This window comes from Paenibacillus sp. FSL H3-0302, assembly GCF_037982245.1.
Taxonomy (GTDB): domain Bacteria; phylum Bacillota; class Bacilli; order Paenibacillales; family Paenibacillaceae; genus Paenibacillus_AQ; species Paenibacillus_AQ odorifer.
In genome coordinates, this window is the sequence record NZ_CP150284.1 from 1,516,330 (window position 1) to 1,540,026 (window position 23,697).

Genomic DNA, 23,697 nt, shown 5'->3' on the forward strand with positions numbered 1-23,697 from the left:
ATGGTACCCCACTTTCATCATGAGAATCTTATAATTTACAAGTCTACGACCATCCTAATAACCGTCCGCCTTGAAAAATAATTAAAGATACGATATACGCCAGAACGAGAGAATAGCCCATGGAGAAGAAGGTCCATTTCCAAGACGCTGTTTCTTTTTTGATTACCCCTACAGTAGCCAAACAAGGAATATATAGCAGGATAAAGGCCATAAAGCTGATCGAACTCAATGGTGTGAAGACTTGAGAAATTTGATTTTCTAAACCAGCAGCATCTGGTGCGTGATAGATGATATTCATGGTAGAGACTACGACCTCTTTTGCCAAAAAGCCCGGAACCAATGTAGAGCCAGCCTGCCATGTTCCGAAACCAAGCGGTGCCAGTAGCGGTGCGATCATACCTCCAAACTTAGCCAGGAAGCTGTGATCCATGTCCACATCAAACCCGCCAGGACCGGCATAAGACATAAACCAAATAATTGCTGAGCCTGCAAGAATAATAGTTCCAGCTTTTCGCAGGAAACCTTTGCCCTTTTCCCAAGTGCTGCGCGATAAGGTCTTGATCTGCGGCATACGATAAGGTGGAAGCTCGATCATGAAAACTGAGGATTCATTTTTGAATAAATATTTAGAGAATACCTTACAAAGAATCAGCGCAAACACAATACCCATCACATACATGGACAGAACTGCTACGGCCTCTTGCGCCGGAAAAAACACAGCTGCGAATAAAGCGTAAACAGGCAGTCTCGCAGAACAGGACATCAGCGGCATTAGCAAGGTGGTCAGCATTCGGTCTTTGGGCTGTTCGATGCTGCGCGCCGCCATTATGGCAGGTACATTGCAGCCAAAGCCAATGATGAATGGAATAAATGCTTTTCCGTTTAGTCCCATACGTTCCATCGTGCTGTCCATTAATAAGCAAACCCGAGCCATGTATCCTGAATCCTCCAAGAAGGAAATGATCAGGAAGAGAATGAAGATTTGCGGGACAAAGACGAGGACGCCCCCTACACCGCTAATTAATCCATCGACGATCAGGGCATGCGTGAAGCTGGATGCTCCAAGCGTCTGTAGCAGGGAATTGGCTCCATCACTAATCGGTCCGGAGATCAGGCCATCGAGGAGATCTGATAAAGGTCCGCCAACCCAGTCAAATGTGGTCTTAAAGAGAGCATACATAAAGAAGATAAATAAGGGCAGTCCTAGAAAACGATGCGTCAATATGGAATCTAATCTTTCTGTTAAGTTATGAGGCTTCTGTGTTGTTGTATCAAGTACAACCTCACAAATGGAGTGGATATAATCCATCCGCTGTGAGCGAATCCATTGGGGGAGCGTCAGGGCCAGCTTTTTGATCTGTAGCTCACTCTGACAGGATTCACAGATGTTTAGCAGGCGGGTGGTTTCCATACGTGTCTTTAGAAAATGAAGAATAACCGGATTCTGCTCCATAAGCTGTAGAGCAATCCAGCGGTGATTGGGTAAGTTCTTGATAGGAAGTAATTCCTTTTCTATAGAAGATATCGCATGCTCTACAATCTCACCGTAGTTTAACTTGAACTTTACAGCGGGAATCGCAGAGGATTTCTCTAAAATACTGAGGACTTGTGCGCAGCCTTTTCCCGTTCTTGCAACAAGCGGGAGGACAGTTATACCCAGTCGTGATTGTAAGACTTCATGATTGATGCGAATTCCACGTGCATTGGCGACGTCAATCATATTCAGTCCGAGTAAGGTAGGTTTGCCATACTCAAGTAATTGAAGCGTGAGCAGCAGATTTCGTTCCAGCTGTGAAGCATCCACGATATTAATTAAGGCTTCAGGAGATTCTTCTATTAAATACTGGGCAGCAACTCCCTCATCACGTGAGAGTGGGTGCAAGGAATAAATGCCCGGCAAATCAATGAGCTTGCCAGCGCCGTTCTTCAGGCTGCCGATCTTCTTTTCTACCGTTACCCCAGACCAGTTACCAACATATTCGTATGAGGAGGTCAATGTATTGAAGAGAGAGGTTTTACCTGTATTGGGGTTACCTACAAGTGCTATTGAACTCAAGACACGTTCACCTCAATCAATGAAGCTTCCTTCCGGCGGATGGCGAACAGTTGTCCATTGCATTCCAAGGTAATAGGTCCTAAAAAAGGTCCTTTTCCTTTCAGGCGAATGCTTACACCCTCGGACACTCCAAGATCAGCCAGACGACGACGCAGGATGGGATTGATTCCTTCTATTTTATGAATACATCCAGTCGAACCCGGTTGTAGTCGCAGTAATGAGCAAGAGGTAGAAGCCATTTTTATCCCTCCAAAAGAGACTGATAATCAATCTCAATGATTTTCTTGTAATGTAGCATTTTTAGGGCTTATTTACTGTGATCATTGTCGCTGACACGATGTGGTAATAGCATTAAAGAGAAGAAGATGAAATTCCTTTACATTTTATTCTTCATTAAAGTATGATTATACGATATAAATTGCATAGTAAAGCTATATTCGCGGTTATAATGATTGCAATAGTTGAAGGGAGATAATTATGAAGACTAATCAATGTAAGATTGTTGACTGCACCATCCGAGATGGGGGCCTAGTGAACAACTGGGATTTTAGTGTGGAATTTGTACAAAACTTATATGCCGGCTTGAATGAAGCTGGTGTTGATTATATGGAAATCGGTTATAAAAATTCACCAAAATTGCTCAAAGGAGCAGAGGGTGCCGGACCATGGCGTTTTCTGGACGATGATTTCCTGCGTAAAGTGATTCCGCAAAAAGGTCACACCAAGCTATCTGCTTTGGTTGATATCGGCCGCGTGGATGAGAATGATATTTTGCCCCGCAGCGAAAGTATGCTGGATTTGATTCGTGTGGCATGCTACAGCAAAGATGTAGAGAAAGCCCTGCAATTGGTACAAACTTTCCATGATCTAGGCTATGAGACAACGATCAACATTATGGCTTTGTCTAATGTTATGGAGAATGAATTGTTGGAAGCTTTTGAAATGATCCGTGAGAGCGTTGTTGATGTGGTATATATTGTAGATTCATACGGCAGCTTGGATCACAATGACATGAATTATCTGGTTGAGAAGTTCAAGACACATCTGCCAAACAAACGTCTAGGCGTACATACTCACAATAATCTTCAGTTGGCGTTCTCCAACACGTTGATTGCTGCTGAGAATGGTGTAGAGTTACTGGATGCTTCTTGTTATGGAATGGGACGAGCTGCAGGAAATTGCCCTACAGAGCTGTTAGTAACTCATTTGAAGAATACACGTTACTCCTTGCGCCCTGTGCTTGATATTATTGAACGCCTGATGATTCCTTTGCGTGAGAAAGAGGAGTGGGGCTATATCATTCCTTATATGATCACAGGTACACTTGATGAGCATCCACGTTCAGCAATGGCACTTCGTGCATCTGCAGACAAGGATAAATCCGTTGATTTTTTTGATAAGCTTACAACACCAGAAGTAACCTTCGGTGACAAATAAACTTGAGTTTCTTAGAAGCACTGAACCCTTTCGTAGGGGGAAGTGCTTTTTTGGTTGCCTGCTAGCAGAAAATGGTTTATATTTATGCAAGATTTATGAATATATAACTTATAAACGCGCCTTCCATTTGAATGCCCATAAAAGAAATGTAACTTAAAAGTCCTATCCCGCCGATATTTATACATAGGACATAACTATACTTGAATGTTAATTAATAGATATTATTTTCAGACGCGAGGGACTTATGAGACAAGAAGAGAAAAAGACAATTCAAGCAGCTGCTGTAGGCGCCTTGCTGTTCCTTTTAATTCAAATTTTCCATACATCGCTTAACCGATTGGACGATTGGGATATTATTTCTTCTCTCTATCTCATTGTCGGCTGCTGTAATGTTGCTTTTGGATTTGCAATATTTGCACAGGGCTGGTTATTCTTCTCTAGCAGATTATCTAAAGGAAGATTATATGCCGCTGCTCTTTTTGGTGGAATATGTATTATTGATTTCTTGCATACACTGGGTTTTGTCGGCGTCCCGTTGATTTCATCATTCATAACTTTTGAAGAATCGTTGTGGCTGCGAACCCTCTCACGACTAATCAGCGGTTTAGGAATGTTGTTTATTTTTAGCAGGGAAGATAAGCCCGTGTCTGTCTCTGAAAAAAGAAAATTGTTTAGAATAGCCTTCATGTTGATTGTGCTTTCCATTGTTTTGTTTATTTTCAGCCACTCGGCATTGCCTCAGTTATTAACTAAGCCTTGGATGAATCCATTGAAGCAGATTGCTGATTTAGCAGTTCTTTTTGTTTACTTGGCAGGTGTTGCAGTTATTGTATTTCCTGAAAAAAGTGAAAAGTCAGCCTCACTGCTTATTATTATTCGAGCACTTATCTTTTTCTCTTTGGGCCAAGCCTTTTTTATGAGTCCATTCAGTAGTGGCAATATAGATGATCTTTTTGGAATGGTGTGTAGCGGAGTTGCTTACTACTTGCTGCTTACTGGAGTATATCGTCTGACGATTGAAGAACCTTTTTACGAAAAGCAGTTGGCTGAGGAGCGGATCAATTATTTAGCCTATCATGATGATTTAACGGGACTTCCCAATAGACGTCGTCTGACGCAGCGTGTAGAAGAGATGATTATTGCTGGAGAGAAGAAAACGAGCGATAAATTCTCAGCGTTAGCTATTATGAATATTAATCATTTCAAGAATATTAATGACTCCCTGGGCCATTTTGCCGGAGACCATTTATTGAAGCTAGTTTCTGAGCGGCTTGTGAATGAGGCCAAATCTACTGAAGAGCTTTATAGTATGGGGGCGGATGAGTTCGCTTTTCTTATGATGGAGAGAGCAAGTCTTGGAGAATGTTTGGTACGAGCTACGGAGCTGCATCGATTGTTTGAGGTACCTATTGCCTTAGAGTCGGGGGAGTACCATATTTCGCTTAGTATGGGGTTAAGTATTTATCCCGGTGACGGTGAAACTGCGGAACATCTGATTCAGAATGCTGATACGGCTGTACATAATGCCAAGGAACAGGGAGTGGAGATTCGCCGGTATATCCCAGCTATGCAGATGAAAGCAAAGGAACGTTTAAAGCTGGAAAATGACCTCCGCAGAGCGCTTGAACGCAATGAATTCTTTCTGGTGTATCAGCCAAAGGTTTTGTTGGAGACGGAAGAGATCGTAGGAATGGAAGCACTGCTCCGCTGGAATCATCCGAAACGTGGTCTGGTCTCTCCTGCGGAATTTATCCCGTTAGCTGAGGAGAGTGGACTTATTGTTCCGATTGGGGAATGGGTACTCAAAACAGCTTGTCTGCAGAATAAAAAATGGCAGCTGGCCGGCTATGTGCCGATTTGCGTCTCCATCAACCTATCTATGCGGCAATTCCTTCAGCCTAATCTAGCAGGGAGGATTCATACCATCTTAACCGACATTGGATTAGATCCGTGTTATGTCGACCTTGAGATTACTGAGAGTATGACCTTGGATAAAGAAACAGCCTTTGATCAGCTGAAGCGTCTGAAAGAGCTTGGTGTCTTCATCAGTATTGATGATTTTGGTACAGGCTACAGCTCCCTGCATTATCTAAAGAACATGCCGATCGACAGATTGAAAATAGACAGGTCGTTCGTATCAGAGGTTATGGAGGACAGCAACAATGCTGCTATAGTCTCTACAATCACTTCTATGGCGCATCATTTGAAGCTGAAGGTTACGGCTGAGGGTGTTGAGAACAAGGAGCAGCTGCAGTTTTTGCGTGAACAGCATTGTCATGAAGCTCAAGGATTTCTGTTCAGCAAACCTATTCAACCAGCAGAGTTTGAGGCGATATTTTTAAAAAAGGCACCCCTCGGCGCTTCACTGTAAACTAAAAAAATGTTGATTTTTACTTGTAGAGATGATACAATAACTCTTGTATTCACTTTCTAGTGCGGGTGTAGTTCAATGGTAGAACTTCAGCCTTCCAAGCTGATAGCGTGGGTTCGATTCCCATCACCCGCTCCATAATTCAAACTTCCAAATCCTTGCGATGCAAGGGTTTTTTTATATCCCATCAGCCTATTAATGGTTGGTGGGATTTTTTTGTTTATGCTATTTGCCTAATGGAAAAACTTTAATATAGCGTACTTTTAAGAAAAGGTTGTGAAACTTTTGAATGGTGCAAAGATTGCGTTCCTATCTGTACTTAGCAATACATTTATCGTTTCTTTAAAGCTTATGGTCGGAGTACTTACAGGTTCAGTAGCAATTATCTCGGAAGCGATCCACTCCTCCTTAGATTTAGTTGCTTCGTTGATTGCTTTTTTCTCGGTCCAATGGTCGAGTCGCTCTGCGGATAAAGCTCATCCTTATGGTCATGGCAAAGTGGAGAATATCTCAGGGACGATTGAAACGTTGCTTATTTTTGTAGCTGGAGATATTACATGAAGGCTAATAATGGTGATTAAGCACAGAGATTCTCTGCTATTTCAATATTTTGTATTAAGTGATATGGTGATTATATCTCTTTTATATTCATTCTAAATGGGGGACGGATAATGATCGCTTATTTAAGACCTTTAATAATAAGTAGCTCAGTTAAAAGCCTGATTTTTCTTTTAATAATAATGGTGATAGCAATGGTATGGTGGTTTTATAAATGGACTAAGCAATGATCCTCTTTTGTTTGGCCGCATACTAAAAAGCCAGGCTCCCAATTTAGGGAACCTGGCTTTAATTGTTTGTAGGTATCTTATACAGTCTTTAGGAACTCAACAATGGTGAGTAATCCCTTGTCGAAGTTCTCCAGGTTGAAATGCTCATCCGGTGCATGCAGGTTCTCATCATCGAGACCAAAGCCCATCAGAACGACAGGTGCTTCCAGTACACGGGAGAAGCTCTCCATGATTGGAATGGAGCCGCCGTCTTTGGTGAAGAGGGCGCGGGTTCCATATACTTTGCCATATGCGTCTGCTGCAGTTTGCAGAATAGGATTCGACGGATCGATGTTAAAGGCACGTGCCTTCTCCATTTGCTTAACATGCACTTTCGCTCCGGTCTGAATATTAGCCTTCAGATGTGCTTCAACGGCATCGAGGATATGCTGTGGATCCTGATCGCCTACTAGGCGGCAGGTAATCTTCGCATGGGCTTCTTTAGGGATAACCGTCTTACTGCCTTCCCCTTGGAAACCGCCGTATACGCCGTTAAGCTCAAGCGTAGGACGAGCGCCAATCCGTTCTACAAAGGAATAACCTTCTTCCCCGTATAACGATTCCAATCCAAGACCTTCGCGGATTTTATCTTCATTCACACCTTGCTTCACGAATTCTTCCCGCAGCATTGGGGAAAGTTCAGGAACACCATCATAGAATCCGTCTACAGATACACGTCCTTTGTCGTCATGAAGCGAGCTTAGTAAAGATACTAGGGCATGCAGTGCATTCGGAACACCGCCGCCGTAAGAACCGGAGTGCAGGTCTGTCAAAGCGGTAGTTACATCAACTTCAAGGGAAGCTAGTCCACGTAGCCCAGTGCAGATGGCAGGACGACCGCGTTCCAATAGGGATGTATCGGAGACTAACACCGCATCCGCAGCGAGCTTTTCTTTATTGGCTTCAAGGAACGGAGGCAGATTCACACTGCCGATTTCTTCTTCACCTTCGATGCAAAGCTTGAGATTCACAGGAAGAGTACCTTCTTGTTTCAGGATCGCCTCAATGGCTTTGAGGTGAACGAATACTTGTCCTTTGTCATCTGTTGCTCCGCGTGCATAAAGCTTGCCATCACGAATCTCTGGTTCAAATGGAGGTGTGGTCCATAGGTTTAATGGGTCTACTGGTTGTACATCGTAGTGACCATACACGAGAATGGTTGGTTTGCCTGGAGCATGAAGATAATCGGCATATATAACGGGATGTCCCGCTGTCGGATGCAACTCAATGTTCTCAAGTCCGGCTTTTTTCAGGGTGTCTGTCAGCCAATGGGCTGCCTTCAGTACATCGTCCTTATGTTCAGATAAGGCAGAAATACTTGGAATTCTGAGCCATTGTTTTAGTTCTTCGAGATGTTCATCCCGGTGGGTTGAAAAATAAGTTTCGTATGACATAGTGAGTATGTACCTCCTTAAGTTTTGCTGCGCAAAACCGGCTTTGTAAGCGCCTGGGCATAAGCTTATTGGCCATGCGTGACCGTCTTGTTTAGCATTCTATAGGAACCATTATACTGGAGAACTCACTATGGATCAAAAGCGATGGGGCAAACCTCTCACCAGATGATTGTAGCCGGTGTCACACCTTGGGGAAAAGTATCCTCAGCTTTGCTTTTGTCCATATACATCTCATACCAAACATCAGCGATGAGTCCTGGATCTGTAGCAGTGCCGGGTTTAATGAATACACCAAGTGCTAAATGACCTACATAGATTCCTTGTGGAGCCAAATCTGCATGCAGGTTAAGTGCGTAGTTTCTTAATCCGCTAAGCGCAATGCCAACATTACCCATCATCTGCATGGGATAGACGGAGGACAATCCGGTTGTGAACAGCAGTGCGCCGCTGCGTTTCTCCAGCATCTCAGGCAATACCTGTGCTACGCTGCGGATAGCGGCTACAACCAGTGCCTGAAAGGCATCCTGTGCATTTTCTTCGGTTACTTGTGAAGCAGGAGTAGGAGGGTAATTTCCACTTGTCGGGCTGAATTCGAGCACATCGATAAAGCCGTATTTTTTCTTGATATTATCGAAGGCTGTGGCTACTTGTTCTTTATTGTATACGTCGGCAGGAAAAGCAGCAGCCTCGATATTTAGTGCTTGCAGTTCCTGAACAAGGGTGTTCAGCTTCTCTTCATTTCGAGAGATTAATGCCACTTGAAATCCGTTGGCTCCGAATTTTTTGGCGATTGAGAGTCCTAGGCCGGGTCCAGCACCCATGATGGCAATGGTCTTTTTCATGATTTATTAGTTCCTTTCCGGTTGTTGATTACTAACAGTAACCATGATAAGCTGAATAGGCTTGAGGGACAAGAAGGCACTATTACATGCTTAAGTTACATGGAGGTAACCACAGTTGGAACATTCAAAGGAAGAACCCACCCGGTTCATGCCGATGCTGGAGGATTGCTCCATTACCCGCCAGATTCTGGACAGGGTCGGAGACAAATGGAGTGTACTGATCATAGTCAATTTAGGTGCTGAAGCTTTGCGGTTCAAAGAGTTGCAAAGGCGCTCTGGAGGGATATCACAACGGATGCTGACCCAGACCCTGCGCCATTTGGAACGGGATGGATTAGTTTGGCGTAAAGCGACGCCTACAGTCCCACTGACTGTGGAATACGGTCTGACGAGCATAGGAGAATCATTGTTGGGACCTTTAACCTCGCTTGTGGACTGGGTCAACAAAAACAATGGGAAGATCGCCAAAGCGCGTATAGATTATGACCACCAGCACGATACACAGGAGTAACAAGACAGCAGAACAATTCACTGGGATAGAGGATGGATTATATTGCATACGGAAAGTGGAACCAACACATTTATTTATACTTACACCTGTTCAGAGGACGAATTATCGCTGTGTCAGATGGAGCTGCGATGTCTTTTTGGCGAGCAGGTGCCGACTGCTCTTTTTAAGAGTGAGGTTGAAGTGGATGTCAGCCGCAGTCCCTTCATTAAAGAGCGGATAGATGTAATGTATGAAGGGGATAGTCTGCCTGAGATTTATGATCAAACGGAGCAGGTGGAGCTTGGCGGCAAGACGTTTAAGGTTATTTTTGTGAAGACCAACGATCTGGGCCCTGCAGACAAAATAGAGTATGATGAGCGCAGAGTGATCGAGCGGGAAATTGGGTTGCGGATTGAAGGAGAAGCGGATGTTAACCATCCGGAGCTGGTATACGGCATTGTTACGCTGGGTGGACGCTGGTACTTCGGATCTTATCATAAAAACAAGGCAACTTGGTTCCGCCAAATGAAGAAGCCACGCAGCTATTCTATCGCGCTTAGTACACGTGTTGCCCGTGCCGCGGTTAATATGGCTATTCCGAATCCTGAAGGTATACGTGCTATAGATCCTTGCTGTGGTATTGGAACTGTAATGGTAGAAGCCTTGTCAATGGGAATCGACATGGTTGGACGTGATATTAACCCTATGATTGCTACCGGTGCGAGAACAAATATTGCCCATTTTGGATTCACCAGTGAGGTAACGCTTGGGGATATTGCGGATATCACTGATCATTACGATGTAGCCATTGTAGATATGCCATATAATCTATATTCTAGTATTACACCTGAGGAGCAGTTCGCGATTCTAGTGAATGCGCGCCGGATTGCAGATCGGGTGGTTATCGTTGCGATTGAACCGATGGACGAGATGATCACTGAAGCTGGATTTACAATCATAGACCGTTGTGAAGCTAAAAAAGGAGCCTTCTCGCGTCATTTAATGCTTTGCCAGTAATCCTAATCAAGGTACCGAAAAAGGGGTGCAGCAATGGAGCAGAAATGGTTAACGTGGGCCAAAGAAATTCAGGCCATCGCACAGACTGGATTAACTTATGCTAAGGATGTTTATGATATAGAACGGTATCAAGCTTTGCGGGAGCTCAGTGTAGATATCCTCGCTAATTATACCTTCGAAAGCAAGGAGAGAATTAGACTCTCCTTTGCGGGTGAAGGGGGTTATGCTACTCCAAAAGTTGATGTCCGTGGTGTTGTATTCCGGGAGGATAAAATTCTACTTGTTCGCGAGAAGTTGGACGGGAATTGGGCGCTTCCTGGTGGCTGGGGAGACATTGGACTGTCCCCGAGTGAGGTTGTTGTGAAAGAAATCAAAGAGGAATCGGGTTTTGAGGCAGAAGCAGTTCGCTTACTGGCTGTACTAGATAAGAAATTTCATAACCATCCACCGGAGCCTTATCACGTGTACAAGTTCTTTATTCTATGCCGCATCGTGGGCGGAGAGGCAATGGAAGGGGTAGAGACAAGCGAAGTTTCTTTTTTTGCAGAAGATAAGCTGCCTGAACTCTCAACAGAGCGGAATACAGAGGCGCAGATTCGGACGATGTTTGAATATTTACGAAATCCGGAAAAAGTAGTAATATTGGACTAAGAATCTGCATATACTGTATGACTTCCGCAAATTTAAGTTTTTAATTATTCAAAATTTGGTTAATATCTAATATGTAAGCACTTACAACGGTTTGGCCGCTGAGCCTTTATATCTACCAAAATTCAAAATTTTAATTTTTTGGGTCGAGCGGTCTACATTTTTTCCTCTACTGTGACGATAAGATATTTTAGGAGGGGATCGCATGGAACAAGAAGAATTGAGCATTCCATTGAAACAGGAAAATGTGGTGCGTCCTGCAGAAGGCAATATTGCCACTGGGCTGGTTTGGGGTATCTTAATCAGCATTCCGTTATGGATCTCTGTTATTGGCTGGATTTTGGGATTTTGGCACTAAACCATAAATTAATGAGGATCTAATTCTGTTGAATTTATAGTATACACAAAAGGCTGTCCCTTCCTTGTGGAAGAGACAGCCTTTTGCGTTTTCTGAAGATCTTAGCCTTTTGTATATACCACTTTAAAATTCTCACAAACAACTTTCATCTTTGGATCAAAGGGTTTGTTTAAGAATTTTAAGGATTCTCGGGTGAAGAACTGCTCATGATCATGACGCCATGACTTAAGCGTCCGGTCACCCTCTCCTTCAGTATAGGCAAACTCAGCGCTAACCTCATCAAAAGGTATAATTTGTACCTCTGTAGTAATAATTATTGCCTGCGGATCACCAGAACCATCCAGCACGATACTGTGCCCGCCAACTTGCGGAAACGTCTCGTCACAAGTTTCAAATATATCATAATTTGAAGCAGTTCCTGTCTTGATCCCACGAATCACCAGATCGAGCAGTTTATCGGCCATCTGGGGACTGTCACCAAAGGCCCAGGCGTCATATTTATCCGCTTTTTGTGGATGAAGCTGGGTATATTCTTTCCATAACAACTTAATTTTCTCTTTGTTGCTCATATGCTCATCTCCTTATAGATCAATTTATAGATCAGTTGTCTCCATCCATCCTGTATAGAGCTCATCCAACTGTTCCTGTATCGCATCACGTTCTTGTTGCAGTTCAGCAAGTTCAACTGCATCGCTGCTGATCAGGGGCTCTAACATCTTGGCATCGATCACGCCAAGGCGTTTCTCTACCTCTGCAATGGCCGTTTCCCAGTCGAAGGTGGTGTTTTTCCTACGGGAACTGGAGGATTTAGCGTTGGTTTCTTTCCCTGAATTGTTAGATTGAGGCTTATCAGAGCCTGAACTTGTTCGTTCTGCAGAGAAAGGTTTAGCTTGATCCGCAAAAGAGGGAGCTAATAATGCTTTTTCAGCTTGTTTTTCCTTGTAATATTCATAGTTTCCGTTGAACACTCCAAACCGCCCGTCTTCAATGGACCATAGTTTGTGAAATAGACGATTGATGAAATAACGGTCATGAGATACCGCCAGAACTGTGCCTGGAAACTCCTCTAATGCTTCTTCGAGTGCTTCACGAGAATCTATGTCCAGATGATTGGTCGGCTCATCGAGAATCAGCAGGTTTGGCTTGCGATGCATTAGTACAGCGAAACGCAGGCGGGTCCATTCACCACCGGACAGATTCGTAATGTCTTTGAATACATCGGGACCATAGAATAGGAAACGTGCAAGCTTCCCGCGAGCTTCACCTTCTTCAAGTCCAGCTTCTTCGCGGAAGTAGCGGAGTACAGACTGTTTGTTATTTTCCGGAACAGCCTCTTGTGCGAGGTAGCCGACCACAGTTCTTGAACCGAGTGTACAGCTTCCGCTGTCCGGGGTTTCCTGCCCTAAAATAATTCTTAAAAGTGTACTTTTACCTGCCCCGTTACCGCCGATGAGTGCCGTAGTCTCTCCGTAGCGAAGCACTTCGTTTGCCTCTGTGAAAAGGCTTCGCTGACCATATGCTTTTCCGATATCCTCCAAAATGACAACCTGATTACCGGAACGGTCATTTTGCTGTAGCTGCAAATCCATTGATTTGCGCTCCAGAATGGGACGTTTAACCTTCACCATACGATCCAGTGCTTTTTGCATGGATGCTGCTCTCCGGTAAAAGGAAGGGTTAGGAGGAGTCCCGCGATTGCCAAATTCAATGAGACGTTTGATGCTTTCCTGCATTTGTTTTATTTTTTTCTGCTGCTCTTGATAATCAGCAAATTGTTGAAGAAGTCGTGTTTCCTTCTCCACTTGATAGCCGCTGTAGTTGGTGTGGAAGGTAAAAGCCTCGCCATCTTCAATCTCGATGACTTTCTTGACTACAGCGTCCAGAAAGTAGCGGTCATGGGAGATCGCCAGCACTGTTCCATCATAACTCTGTAAAAATTGCTCCAACCATTCGATGGCATTCATATCGAGATGATTGGTTGGTTCATCCAGTAGAAGGATGTCTGGACGGCGCAGCAGCAGCTCCGCAAGTCCGACTTTTGTTTTTTCTCCTCCTGAAAGAGAGGCGAACAGTCGGCTGTATTGTCCGGTTCCGATCCCGAGACCCGAGGCTACGCGCTGAATAGAGGATTCGATCTCGTAACCTCCGGCGGCCTCGAACTTATCCTGCAAGCTGCCATATTCTTTTAACAGCCGATTCCAGAGGGTTTCATCCGTTCCGCTGTTAAAGCTGGACATTTCCAGCTCAAGCTCCCGCAGGCGGTGCTGCCATTGCAAAGGTTCAGCAAAGCTGCGCTGTAGAACATCATATACGGTTTCTTTTTCGCTAACTTCTTGTATTTGAGCCAGCAGGCCTACTACGCTACCTTTGCGTATTGAGATTTGCCCTTCATCGGGACGTTCTTCCCCGTTCAGCAGGTGGAATAGTGTCGTTTTGCCACAACCGTTGCGGCCGATCAGGCCAATTTTTTCCCCTTGGCGGATATCGAAGGTAATGCTATTCAGCACGAGCTGTGCCCCGTGGTATTTTTGAACATTTTGGCATTGGATGATCATATATATTCTCCTTTAAGAATGCCCTTCGCACCGCCAGTACCCTAAATGGCTCCGAAATCCTGTGAAAAACCATAAAAAAAGACCGTAGGGAAATTTCCCCACGGCCTTATCATTCTCCGGTTAACTGATCCGTCCGGGTGATGGCAGGAAAGGCATTTCACAATTGTGTAGTGTTATTAAATTCATACAAATGGACAGACTTCTCCCGTTATCGCCATTTACATGAGCAATGCCAGCTATCGCTTTAGGTAGCCGACTCATAACACTGTTGGTCCAATTGTGATCCATTCCTTCCACACCCCTCTCTTAGTAAATTTAATGACAGTGTAATCAAAAATCAAAGAATAAGCAAGTAAAAAGATGTCAGAGAGTATTTTTACACAGCATAGAATATAAAAAATAGAATAATATGGTTCTGTAGTGGGGGGCAAGTGGCTAAATTTAACGGATGAAAAGAGGAAGAGATATGGCACTTTTTGACGGGTTAATGGGCAATGCATCGCAAGTGAATCTTACGGAGGTCCAGCGGGAATACGCACAAATTCTTGCCCCTCAGGAGAAAATTGAACGCGCCTATAAGCTGATTAGAGATATGTTCATTTTTACGGACAAGCGGCTTATTTTGGTGGATAAACAAGGTCTGACGGGCAAAAAAACAGAATATCATTCGATCCCTTACAAAAGCATCTCGCATTATTCCGTGGAGACGGCAGGGCATTTTGATCTGGATGCGGAGCTATGTATCTACATTTCCAGCAGCACGCTTCCGGTGAAGAAGACCTTCAATAAATCCGTAAATATTTACGAGGTGCAGGCCGTGTTATCGCAATATATTTTAAAATAAATTGTTTATTCGGTGTTCCAAAGCACAAGCCCCCCTAAGTAAAAGTGGCTAAGATTACTAAGGTTAGATGCAGTTAGACATATCTGAGATAGGCAGAGCCACAATACATAACCGAGATAGGCAGCCAGTGGAGGAAATAGGTTAGAGACATAACCGAGATAGGTAGCTATATGGCGGCAAAAGGTGACTATATATATTCGAGATAGGCAGCCATTTGGCGGCAAAAGGTGACGGAAGTACTCCATGGGTGTATGCGGCTCCCTGTAATTAAAATGATTTTATAATATTCGTAGGCGTGATTCTACAAGGTTAAACAAAGATGACCTCTTATTTGTGCATAGCTCACAAAAAGAAGAGGTTTATTTTGCGTTTCAGCGTAACCGATTGACAAAGGATTTTCGTGTAATGTTAAATGACACTAATTAAACCAGAAGTTATAGGGGGCTCGCAGAGGAACCTGCCGCAGAATATAGGAGATTGAATATGATGGAGAAACCCGCCGCAAAAAAATAAGGAGTTGGGACATGGCGGAAAAACCCGTAAAACATAGGGGGATGGGCATGGTGGAGAAATCCGTAATAGGCACAAAAACTATGGTAGTTAGCCCCCATTATTTAGCCTCGGCTGCTGGTGCACGTATGCTGGAAAAAGGGGGGAATGCCTTTGATGCAGCGGTGGCGATCAGTGCGACATTAGCTGTAGTATATCCACATATGACGGGGCTAGGCGGAGATTCCTTTTGGTTGACCTATAACACGCAAGAGGCGCGTGTTCGGGCCTATAACGGAAGCGGGCGCTCCGGGTACGGAGTCCGCAGAAGCAGCTACGCCGGGGAAGCTTTCATCCCGCGGCGGGGGATTCGCAGCGCCATTACGGTGCCGGGGATGGCGGACAGTTGGGATGCCATACTGAGTAAGTATGGCCGCTTTACGCTGGCGGAAGTACTGGAGCCTGCCGTTGGTTACGCTTTGGAGGGGTTTCCGCTGTCGCCGGATCAGCGGAATAACACGGCTGTTGCGGGCTCTGCGCTGTCACCGGAGGCGGCAGCGATTTACACGCCAGGCGGCGTGATTCCTTGTGCTGGATCGCGATTCCAGCAAAAACAGCTGGCGGCCACCCTGCGGACATTGGCGGCGGGTGGGCGGGATGCTTTTTATAAGGGAAAGATTGCGGAGGACATCTGTGACTTTATGCTGGCATCTGGCGGGTATCTGACTCGGGATGACTTTGCGGATCATCAGGGCGAGTGGGGCGAGCCGCTTCATACGGATTATCACGGGCATACGGTGTACCAAGTGCCGCCTAACTCTCAAGGTTTCACAGGACTAATGAGTCTTAATATGTTGGAATATTTCAATTTTGAAGCAATCGAGCATGGATCGTATGAATATTATCACCTGCTTGTTGAAGCGTTGAAGTTAAGCTTCCGCGATCGGGATAGGGTGCTTACGGATCCGGATTTTAGTGCTATACCTTTGGAGCAGCTGCTGGATAAACGTTATGCAGGACAATTAGCGTCTGCGATTTCGATGCAAAAAGCTGCACAACTGACAAGTCAGCCTATCGGCAGTGATACAGCTTATGCTGCAGTTGTGGATGAAGACGGGAATGCGGTCTCTTTTATTCAGAGTCTGTATTTTGAATTTGGTTCGGGCGTGATCGCTGGGGATACGGGGATTTTGCTGCAGAATCGAGGTTCGTTTTTTTCGCTGGATCCCGGGCACATCAATACGCTTGAGCCGCATAAGCGCAGCTTCCACACACTGATGCCAGCGATGGCCTGCCGCGAGGGAAAACCTGCAATTCTGTATGGGACGCAAGGTGGCGAAGGTCAACCACAGACTCAAACTCTACTGCTTACACGGATGCTGCATTATGGCATGAATCCACAAACGGCTGTGAATGAGCCGCGTTTTGTGTGGGGGAGAACGTGGGGAGAGCCTACGCAAGAACTGAAGGTGGAGAGTAGGGTAGCTGATGAGGTGCTGGCAGATTTGGCCGCAGCCGGTCATATTGTCCGGAAAGTAGATGACTATGATGGGGTTATGGGTCACGCTCACGTGATTTCGATAGATGACAATGGATACCGGAGTGGGGGAACGGACCCGCGCTGCGATGGTGCGGCGATTGGGTGGTAGGTATAGGAATGATGGAGCGGCCGGAAGGACTCTGAAGGAATCGTAGGAGAAAAGGTGACGGATTCGAAAGGCTGTTAGAGGGATTGTAATAGTAATGGTGAGGGGAGGAGGAGTAATTATGGTTTTGGATAATCGGTATGGTGCGTTTATAGATCCTGAGCTTACGGTTGAGAGTTTAGGTAGCGGGATATTGGATGGACTGACCTTTGCAGTAAAAGATGTATTCGCTGTAGCTGGACACAGCTCTTCTGCAGGTAATCCTGATTGGCTGCATAGCCACCATTCGTCCACGGAGCATGCGGTGGCTGTACATCGTTTACTGTTGTCGGGTGCTACACTTCGTGGTGCTGCCCATACGGATGAGCTGATGTATAGTCTGGGTGGCGAGAACCATCATTTTGGAACGCCGATTAATCCGCGTGCTGTAGGTCGTATCCCGGGCGGATCTTCAAGTGGTTCGGCAGTAGCGGTAGCTTCTGGTAGTGTTGATTTTGCGCTCGGTACGGACACTGGTGGCTCAATTCGAGTACCTTCCTCCTATTGCGGAGTATATGGCTTCCGGCCAACGCATGGAGCTGTGGATTTTCAAGGTGTTATTCCATTATCTCCGGCTTTTGATACAGTTGGCTGGGTGTCGGATCGCTTGGATGTGCTCCAGCAGGTAGGGGAAGTGTTACTTGTGGCTGGGAGTACATCTGTAAGGACGTCGAAGAAAATAGGAAGTAGTCTAGAAGAAACTGTAGGGAAGAGCATAGAGAAGAATGTAATTAAAAATTTAGAGAACAACCTAGAGGGAGACATGGTGAAGACTGATGAAAATAATTTAGAAATGAGCCAGAAAGAAAGTTTAGAAACGATTTTGGAGAAGCGTATTGAGAAGAGTACGGAGGAAATTTTAGAGATCGGCCCGGAGAACAAGGTAAAAAAGAAAATAGAAGACAATATCAAAATGGGTACTTTATTTGTTGCTACTGACTGCTGGGCTTTGGTTAATCTGGAGAATGCAGCTATTTTATCGGAGGGATTAAGGTGTTTGCGATCCGGGGCAGATCATCTCATGGAGATAGAGATTGCTTTGGAGGGTTTAAAGGACTGGATGGATGTTTTTAGAGAATTGCAGGGGAATGAAATTTGGGAAACTCATGGCGCTTGGATTGAGAACGAGAAACCAGTCTTTGGGCCTGATATTGCAGCGCGATTCTCGTGGGCTGCTAGTTTGGCGGAAGTGGATCATAGTGTTGCGAAATGTAAGCAAAAAGAGATTTCTAATCAGATGCGCTTGCTGCTAGGTGAGGACAATTGTCTTGTGATTCCGACAGTTCCGGGACCAGCGCCGCTGCGTGGAGGGGATTTGCGCCAATTAGAGGAGAATCGTAGCGGTGCGATGATGTTGAGTTGCATAGCAGGGTTGGCGGGTTTGCCTCAGGTAACAATACCTATGCTCTCCACAAGTGGATTGCCACTGGGATTATCCGTTATTGCCGGACATGGTCAGGATCTCCGGTTACTCTCTTGGGCGAATGAAGTGTGGCAGCAGTCCTGAGAAGCTGGGTGTAGCGGCCTTGAAAAAGCGATACTAAACAGATCGTAGCTACTGAACAACATAGCTTGATGATTCTTTTCTAGTTACTATTAACCGGTACTCCTCCATTACCCTCTTGGAATACACTCTAGAAATACACTCTAGGAGTACACTCTAGGAGTACACTCTAGGAGTACACTCTAGGAATACACTCTAGGAATACACTCTAGGAATACACTCTTGGATTACATTCTAGCAATACACTCTAACGCCACACTCACTTATTCATTCACAAATTAACGAAATGCACATGTCATTCCCTCCTGCTTTTAGTTTTATTGACACCGGGGAGCCTAGTGGAGTTGCTTTTAATACTAAGGTAGTTGGAGTTAGCTCAATAGTGGGGCAGTAGTGTAAAAAAAGATAAATTCAGCGCTCGATTGTGTGGTGTAAGACCAGTGGAATTAAGTGAATACGTCGCTGGAGAGAAAAGAACGGTATAAATCCCGCAGAAGTCGGGGGAAATGGCTCAAGTAACTAAAAAGAACGGGATAAATCCCGTAGAATCTAGGGGAATGGCTAAATAAGCTAAAAAGAACGGGATAAATCCCGCAGAATTCGGGGAAGTGGAACAAGTAACTAATAAGAAGGGGATAAATCCCGCAGAAGTCGGAGAAATGGCTGAAGTAGCTAAAAAGAACGGTATAAATCCCGCAGAAGTCGGGGAAGTGGCACCAGTAACTAAAAAGAACGGTATAAATCCCGTAGAAGTCGGGGGAAATGGCTCAAGTAACTAAAAAGAACGGTATAAATCCCGTAGAATCTAGGGGAATGGCTAAATAAGCTAAAAAGAACGGTATAAATCCCGCAGAATTCGGGGAAGTGGAACAAGTAACTAATAAGAAGGGGATAAATCCCGTAGAAGTCGGGGAAGTGGCACAAGTAACTAAAAATAACGGGATAAATCCCGTAGAAGTCGGGGAAATGGCTGAAGTAGCTAAAAAGAACGGGATAAATCCCGTAGAATTCGGGGATATGGCTGAAGTAGCTAAAAAGAACGGGATAAATCCCGTAGAATGTGGCGAAGACGCCTATGTAGCCAAAAAAAGGGCAAAAGTGCCCTTCACCTCAGCAATTTCGGCTGGATAGCTGGAAAGAAGGGCAGAAGTGCCCTTCATCTCGGCAGTTTCGGCCAAACAGCCAAAAAGAAGGGCAAAAATGCCTCACACCTCGGCAATTCCGGCCGAATAGCCAAAAAGAAGGGCAAAAAAGCCTTTCACCTCGGCGATTTCGGCCAAACAGCCAAAAAGAAGGGCAAAAAAGCCCTCCACTTCTACCAGCAGCAGTAGATCTATAAGCGCTTGTACCTCCGCCACAGCTACAGTGGGGTGGTATTATCTCTACTCGTACGGATCTCCTACACCGCTCAATTCCCCGTCTTGCAGCGCTGGTGTGCCTGCGACTTCGATCCGATGGCCAATGCGAATGGCCCGAGAATACCCTCCCATCAACTCCCATGTTGAACCCGTAAAAACTTGTTTTTACTCGAAAGCCCTCCCTCAACTCCACCTACTATTTTCCAATCCCCTTATACAGTTCACATGAACGATATGAGCTAAAGTTCAATAATTCATAATTCATAATTCATAATTCATAATTCATAATTCATAATTCATAATTCATCATCCATGTTCATTTTGTGTTAAGTTTATTTACATATAATCATGAAATTTTAACTTTCCTCTATTCAACACGGTTCATTTTAATTATAATGTTACATAAAATAACATTATGAATCAGAAATGGTTCTATTGATCCTAATAAGGAGGGGTGGCATGCATCTTACGGTTGAAGAAGCGTTGTCCATTTATCCTTTGTCCGAGGCGAAGCTTATCGCTGGGTCTAAAGGGAAACATCGAATTGTGAAGTCAATTAATGTGATGGATGCCCCCGATATTTCGGATTGGATCAAAGAAGGCGAGATGCTGCTAACGACAGCCTATTTGATAAAGGACAATATGGAGGAAGCCTCTGCCTTGCTGCAGACTTTGAATCGCCGGGGATCTTCAGCCTTGGGCATTAAGCTGGGGCGGTTTTGGGATGAAGTACCAGAGCAATTGGTCGCAGAAGCGGAGAGTCTTAACTTCCCTCTAATCCAGCTGCCGTTCGAGTTTACTTTTTCGGATCAGATGAATGGTCTGTTTCGCGCCGAGCTTAGCCGCAGCACTCACGTTCTGCAGAGCATTATGGAGAAGCAGAAAAAGCTGATGCAATTCGCCTTAAGATCTGTCCGCAGCCGTCCGTTGTTTGACTCGGTGTCTGAAGTGATTGGCCATTCACTTGTGGTGGTTAGCGCACGGGGGGATGTGATCTACAACAACTCTGAATACTATCCTTCAGAGCTGCTGGAGGGGTGGCCATGGCAGAAACGGAATCAGCGCTTTCGTGTGGGAGATCATGTGAGCTACCGTACGCCACTTTTGCAAGGAGAGAAGTGTTCCGGATATCTATTGTTTTGTGCCATCGACCCTTTATTGCTCCCAATGGAAGAAAGTTTGTTCGTTCAGGGAGCTGAACTTATTTCATATCATATTCATTCAGGATACGAAGATTATTTTGAACAGGCAGAACACAGGGAGTTTAGCGGATTGCTGAGACGTTGTTTGAGTGGTAATTTATCTTACACAGATTTGGCGCAGGCTGCTCTCGATTTGGAGATTGAGCTGCTTCAATCACCATTTTGTCTCTTATTGACCGATACAGCTGCGACTGGGGAAGAACGCCAAGGGGAGCTACTCAGGCTAAAAGAAGAATATCTTGAACATCCCGGGCTGCGGGAAGTAAAGGGAATTCATGTGATCATAGATCAAGGACTTTTGTCTATATATCCGGGAGATCGTCAGCGTCCTGAACAATTTCGGGATCTAATCCAGGTTTGTTTTGACAACATGAAGTTTGATAAGGGATATTATCCGCGAGCTGCGATAAGCAGTTGTAAAGCGAAGCCGGAGGGGCTGAAGGAGGCTTTTGCCGAGGTAAAGGATTGTATGGGAATGCTTCAGGGCGGGGGAGTAAAAGGGAGTGTTGTGCATTACCGGCAGCTTGAGCTTAACCTGCTGCTCGGGCAAATTCCGGCAGAGGTTATGGAGAAATATTGTAATGGAAGTCTAAGAGGGTTGCTTAGCCGAGAACCGGAGTATGTCAGGGAAATGCTGCGGACGCTGGAAGTTTATCTAGAGAACGATGGTCATGTTAATGAGACGGCTAAGAAACTGTTTATTCATCGAAACACGGCTACCTACCGGATTGAGAAGCTTAGTGAGCTGCTGGACGTCGATTTTAAAAAAATAAATGATCTCATGAGGTTGAAGTTAGTATTCATGTTTCGGAGGATGCTCGGACGGGATTAAGGTCTGAGTTCTAAGGTCTAAGGTTTAAAGTCTAAGGTCTAAGTTCTAAGTTCTAAGTTCTGGTTTGAAATGCAAACCCGGAGGAGGGGAACCTCGTGAATACACATGAGATCGCAATGCATATTCAAACCCATCAGGGGCCTGCGGTGCTGGCAACGCTAATAGAGGTGGAGGGACACTCGTATCGTAAAGCCGGAGCGGTGATGTTGTTTTTTGGAGGAGGTACGATTGGGAGCCTGAGTCCAGGTTGTCTGGAAAACGATCTGCAGCTGCGAACTTCTGAGATCTGGGAACGAGGGCTGCCCGAAATTGTGGAATACAACATGCTGTCTCCGGATGATCTGTCCTGGGGTGAGGTTGTCGGCTGTGGAGGCAAAATCAAAGTAGTGCTTGAACCCGTGCAGGGTCAGCTCTACAAGCTTTTAGTGCAGGCGAGTGACAGATTGGCTAGGGGAGAGAAGCTAATTCTGTTCCGCGAAGCATTGGAGAAAGGTTTTGCCTATAAGCTGGAGCTGGATCCAGACCTTGTACTGCCGCAGAGCAAGAAACATCCCAAATTATCCCACTCGGCAAAAGAAAACCTAGCGGCAGGTCGCTTTATGGCCGCTCCAGCAGAATTGACAGCATTCCATACGTCTTTCGTGCCTAGACCGCGGCTTGTGATTTTTGGCGGGGGACGTGATGTGGTTCCAATTGCGGAACTTGCTGACAGAGTTGGCTTTCGGGTTGCGGTTGCGGATTGGCGCGAAGGAAGCTTGCACAATAAGTTTCCTCGAGCTGAACAAGTAATTTGTTCCCCTATGGAGGTTGTTCAGCGATTGGGCGTAGCTCGAGAGGATTATGTATTGATTTGCAGTCATCAACTTGGGCGGGATAGACAGTTCCTGGAGAGTGTGATTCCGCTTGCTCCTCTATATATAGGGATTATCGGTTCGAAGGCGCGAATATCTCTTTTACTGGAAGGGTTTGAGGCTCCTGCATCTTTGCATGCACCTGTAGGGTTGCCGATTGGAGGAGAAGGTCCGGAGGAGATTGCGGTCAGTATTATAGCAGAAATTATTCAAATTAGAAGGGCGGGCTCACGAGAGCTGCCCAAAGGAGCGGATAGTATTGAAGGTAGCAGGAATATATTTGGCAGCGGGGCAGAGCAGGCGGATGGGCGTGTCCAAGGTTTCACTGAAATTGTCGCAGGAGGTCTCACTCGGGAGCGTCGCGCTTAGTGAATTGGATCGTTGCAATCTAGAACCGCTAATCGTGGTAGTGCGTGCGGATGACAACTTGGAATGGCTGCCACCCGCGATTGAACCGCAAGGCTCCAGACGTACCGAAACTTGCTTAACCGCACATCTGGGATTGTCTTTTTCACTGCGCTGCGGCCTTAATGCGGTATTACCTTTACAGCCCGATGCAGTAGTTGTGGCGCTTGCGGATCAGCCATTTATTACTACAGCATTAGTGAACCGTCTAATACAAACGTTTGAACAATCTCCGGAGATGGACTATGTCGCTAGCGTCAGCAATGGGTCGGCTATGCCCCCGGCTTTGTTCTCGAAGACGTTGTTTCCAGCACTACAGGGATTAGATGGAGATCGAGGAGCGGCGGGGATATTGCGTTCACCTGATTATAAGGGGATTGTTCTGGAATCTGAGTCTGCCCATTATTTCATGGACGCAGATACAAAAGAAGATTTTGGTGAGATTCAGGAGCAATGGATTCTGAGAAATGGAAAGTGAAGTAAAGAATAGTGTGGAAAGTAATCTGAAACAGTGTTCCTTTTCCACCTTTGG

Annotated in this window: 22 protein-coding genes, 1 tRNA gene and 1 pseudogene; 16 read left to right on the plus strand and 8 right to left on the minus strand. The window is 45.3% G+C overall.

The features are described from left to right. Positions 1-43: 43 nt before the first annotated feature. On the minus strand, positions 44-2,056 hold the full coding sequence (gene feoB, locus MHH50_RS06745; protein WP_076306743.1) for a ferrous iron transport protein B: 2,013 nt from the start codon (positions 2,054-2,056) through the stop codon (positions 44-46). After that, a complete protein-coding gene (locus tag MHH50_RS06750; RefSeq protein WP_076218517.1) occupies positions 2,053-2,295 on the minus strand; it encodes a FeoA family protein in 243 nt (80 codons plus the stop codon). The genes feoB and MHH50_RS06750 overlap by 4 nt, the downstream gene beginning before the upstream one ends. 238 nt (positions 2,296-2,533) lie before the next feature. On the opposite strand from MHH50_RS06750, the gene MHH50_RS06755 reads away from it, so the two are divergent. The 4 genes and pseudogenes from MHH50_RS06755 to MHH50_RS06770 form a co-directional block, all read left to right on the plus strand. Then, positions 2,534-3,493 (plus strand): aldolase catalytic domain-containing protein, encoded by a 960-nt coding sequence (locus tag MHH50_RS06755; protein ID WP_170914180.1) that lies wholly within the window; start codon positions 2,534-2,536, stop codon positions 3,491-3,493. Between the two features lie 244 nt (positions 3,494-3,737). After that, the gene (locus MHH50_RS06760; protein WP_076192986.1) at positions 3,738-5,864 is read left to right on the plus strand and encodes an EAL domain-containing protein; all 2,127 of its coding nucleotides are present in this window, start codon (positions 3,738-3,740) and stop codon (positions 5,862-5,864) included. Between the two features lie 64 nt (positions 5,865-5,928). Continuing rightward, positions 5,929-6,002, plus strand: a tRNA-Gly gene (locus MHH50_RS06765). Positions 6,003-6,149: 147 nt separating this feature from the next. Next, positions 6,150-6,413, plus strand: a pseudogene (locus MHH50_RS06770) (cation diffusion facilitator family transporter); the annotation flags it as partial. Positions 6,414-6,729: 316 nt separating this feature from the next. Here the strand turns inward: MHH50_RS06770 and MHH50_RS06775 are convergent. Then, the gene (locus MHH50_RS06775) at positions 6,730-8,085 is read right to left on the minus strand and encodes a dipeptidase (protein WP_036680069.1); all 1,356 of its coding nucleotides are present in this window, start codon (positions 8,083-8,085) and stop codon (positions 6,730-6,732) included. A 158-nt stretch (positions 8,086-8,243) separates the two neighbouring features. Continuing rightward, on the minus strand, positions 8,244-8,927 hold the full coding sequence (locus MHH50_RS06780) for an SDR family NAD(P)-dependent oxidoreductase (protein ID WP_076125466.1): 684 nt from the start codon (positions 8,925-8,927) through the stop codon (positions 8,244-8,246). 115 nt (positions 8,928-9,042) lie between these two features. On the opposite strand from MHH50_RS06780, the gene MHH50_RS06785 reads away from it, so the two are divergent. From MHH50_RS06785 to MHH50_RS06800, 4 genes are all read left to right on the plus strand, one after another. Beyond that, positions 9,043-9,438: a helix-turn-helix domain-containing protein gene (locus MHH50_RS06785; RefSeq protein WP_244886429.1), complete on the plus strand. Its 396-nt coding sequence runs from the start codon at positions 9,043-9,045 to the stop codon at positions 9,436-9,438. 42 nt (positions 9,439-9,480) lie between these two features. Further along, a complete protein-coding gene (locus MHH50_RS06790) occupies positions 9,481-10,434 on the plus strand; it encodes an RNA methyltransferase (protein WP_076125464.1) in 954 nt (317 codons plus the stop codon). A 33-nt stretch (positions 10,435-10,467) separates the two neighbouring features. Next, positions 10,468-11,085 carry an NUDIX hydrolase gene (locus tag MHH50_RS06795; protein WP_076309617.1) on the plus strand — a complete coding sequence of 206 codons (618 nt, stop codon included), beginning with the start codon at positions 10,468-10,470 and terminating at the stop codon, positions 11,083-11,085. A 202-nt stretch (positions 11,086-11,287) separates the two neighbouring features. Then, the gene (locus MHH50_RS06800) at positions 11,288-11,440 is read left to right on the plus strand and encodes a hypothetical protein (RefSeq protein WP_155288093.1); all 153 of its coding nucleotides are present in this window, start codon (positions 11,288-11,290) and stop codon (positions 11,438-11,440) included. Between the two features lie 101 nt (positions 11,441-11,541). Here MHH50_RS06800 and MHH50_RS06805 read toward each other — a convergent pair whose 3' ends face one another. From MHH50_RS06805 to MHH50_RS06815, 3 genes are all read right to left on the minus strand, one after another. Continuing rightward, positions 11,542-12,009 (minus strand): ASCH domain-containing protein, encoded by a 468-nt coding sequence (locus MHH50_RS06805; protein WP_076125460.1) that lies wholly within the window; start codon positions 12,007-12,009, stop codon positions 11,542-11,544. A gap of 24 nt (positions 12,010-12,033) precedes the next feature. Continuing rightward, positions 12,034-13,995, minus strand: a complete 1,962-nt coding sequence (locus tag MHH50_RS06810; RefSeq protein WP_340034116.1) for an ABC-F family ATP-binding cassette domain-containing protein — start codon at positions 13,993-13,995, stop codon at positions 12,034-12,036. A gap of 120 nt (positions 13,996-14,115) precedes the next feature. Continuing rightward, positions 14,116-14,283: a hypothetical protein gene (locus MHH50_RS06815; protein ID WP_162636617.1), complete on the minus strand. Its 168-nt coding sequence runs from the start codon at positions 14,281-14,283 to the stop codon at positions 14,116-14,118. 178 nt (positions 14,284-14,461) lie between these two features. Between MHH50_RS06815 and MHH50_RS06820 the strand changes: the two genes are divergently transcribed. The 5 genes from MHH50_RS06820 (at position 14,462) to MHH50_RS06840 (ending at position 19,648) form a co-directional block, all read left to right on the plus strand. Further along, entirely contained in the window at positions 14,462-14,839 is a 378-nt protein-coding gene (locus MHH50_RS06820; protein ID WP_036680049.1) for a PH domain-containing protein, read from the plus strand. Positions 14,840-15,363: 524 nt separating this feature from the next. Further along, a complete protein-coding gene (gene ggt, locus MHH50_RS06825; protein ID WP_256717466.1) occupies positions 15,364-16,977 on the plus strand; it encodes a gamma-glutamyltransferase in 1,614 nt (537 codons plus the stop codon). A gap of 118 nt (positions 16,978-17,095) precedes the next feature. Continuing rightward, positions 17,096-18,520, plus strand: coding sequence for an amidase family protein (locus tag MHH50_RS06830; protein ID WP_254848785.1), 1,425 nt, complete (start codon positions 17,096-17,098; stop codon positions 18,518-18,520). A gap of 605 nt (positions 18,521-19,125) precedes the next feature. After that, positions 19,126-19,296 carry a hypothetical protein gene (locus MHH50_RS06835; protein ID WP_175618978.1) on the plus strand — a complete coding sequence of 57 codons (171 nt, stop codon included), beginning with the start codon at positions 19,126-19,128 and terminating at the stop codon, positions 19,294-19,296. An 85-nt stretch (positions 19,297-19,381) separates the two neighbouring features. Then, positions 19,382-19,648: a hypothetical protein gene (locus MHH50_RS06840; RefSeq protein ID WP_081386354.1), complete on the plus strand. Its 267-nt coding sequence runs from the start codon at positions 19,382-19,384 to the stop codon at positions 19,646-19,648. Between the two features lie 74 nt (positions 19,649-19,722). Here the strand turns inward: MHH50_RS06840 and MHH50_RS06845 are convergent, their stop codons facing one another. Then, complete coding sequence (locus MHH50_RS06845) at positions 19,723-19,875, minus strand: hypothetical protein (RefSeq protein WP_248547815.1); 153 nt, start codon at positions 19,873-19,875, stop codon at positions 19,723-19,725. Positions 19,876-20,334: 459 nt separating this feature from the next. Between MHH50_RS06845 and MHH50_RS06850 the strand changes: the two genes are divergently transcribed. The 3 genes from MHH50_RS06850 (at position 20,335) to MHH50_RS06860 (ending at position 23,643) form a co-directional block, all read left to right on the plus strand. Next, the gene (locus tag MHH50_RS06850; protein WP_076306739.1) at positions 20,335-21,909 is read left to right on the plus strand and encodes a PucR family transcriptional regulator; all 1,575 of its coding nucleotides are present in this window, start codon (positions 20,335-20,337) and stop codon (positions 21,907-21,909) included. Between the two features lie 95 nt (positions 21,910-22,004). Next, positions 22,005-23,129 carry an XdhC family protein gene (locus MHH50_RS06855; RefSeq protein ID WP_076306738.1) on the plus strand — a complete coding sequence of 375 codons (1,125 nt, stop codon included), beginning with the start codon at positions 22,005-22,007 and terminating at the stop codon, positions 23,127-23,129. After that, positions 23,092-23,643: an NTP transferase domain-containing protein gene (locus tag MHH50_RS06860; protein ID WP_280775583.1), complete on the plus strand. Its 552-nt coding sequence runs from the start codon at positions 23,092-23,094 to the stop codon at positions 23,641-23,643. Before MHH50_RS06855 ends, MHH50_RS06860 begins: the two co-directional genes overlap by 38 nt. The last annotated feature ends 54 nt before the right edge of the window (positions 23,644-23,697 follow it).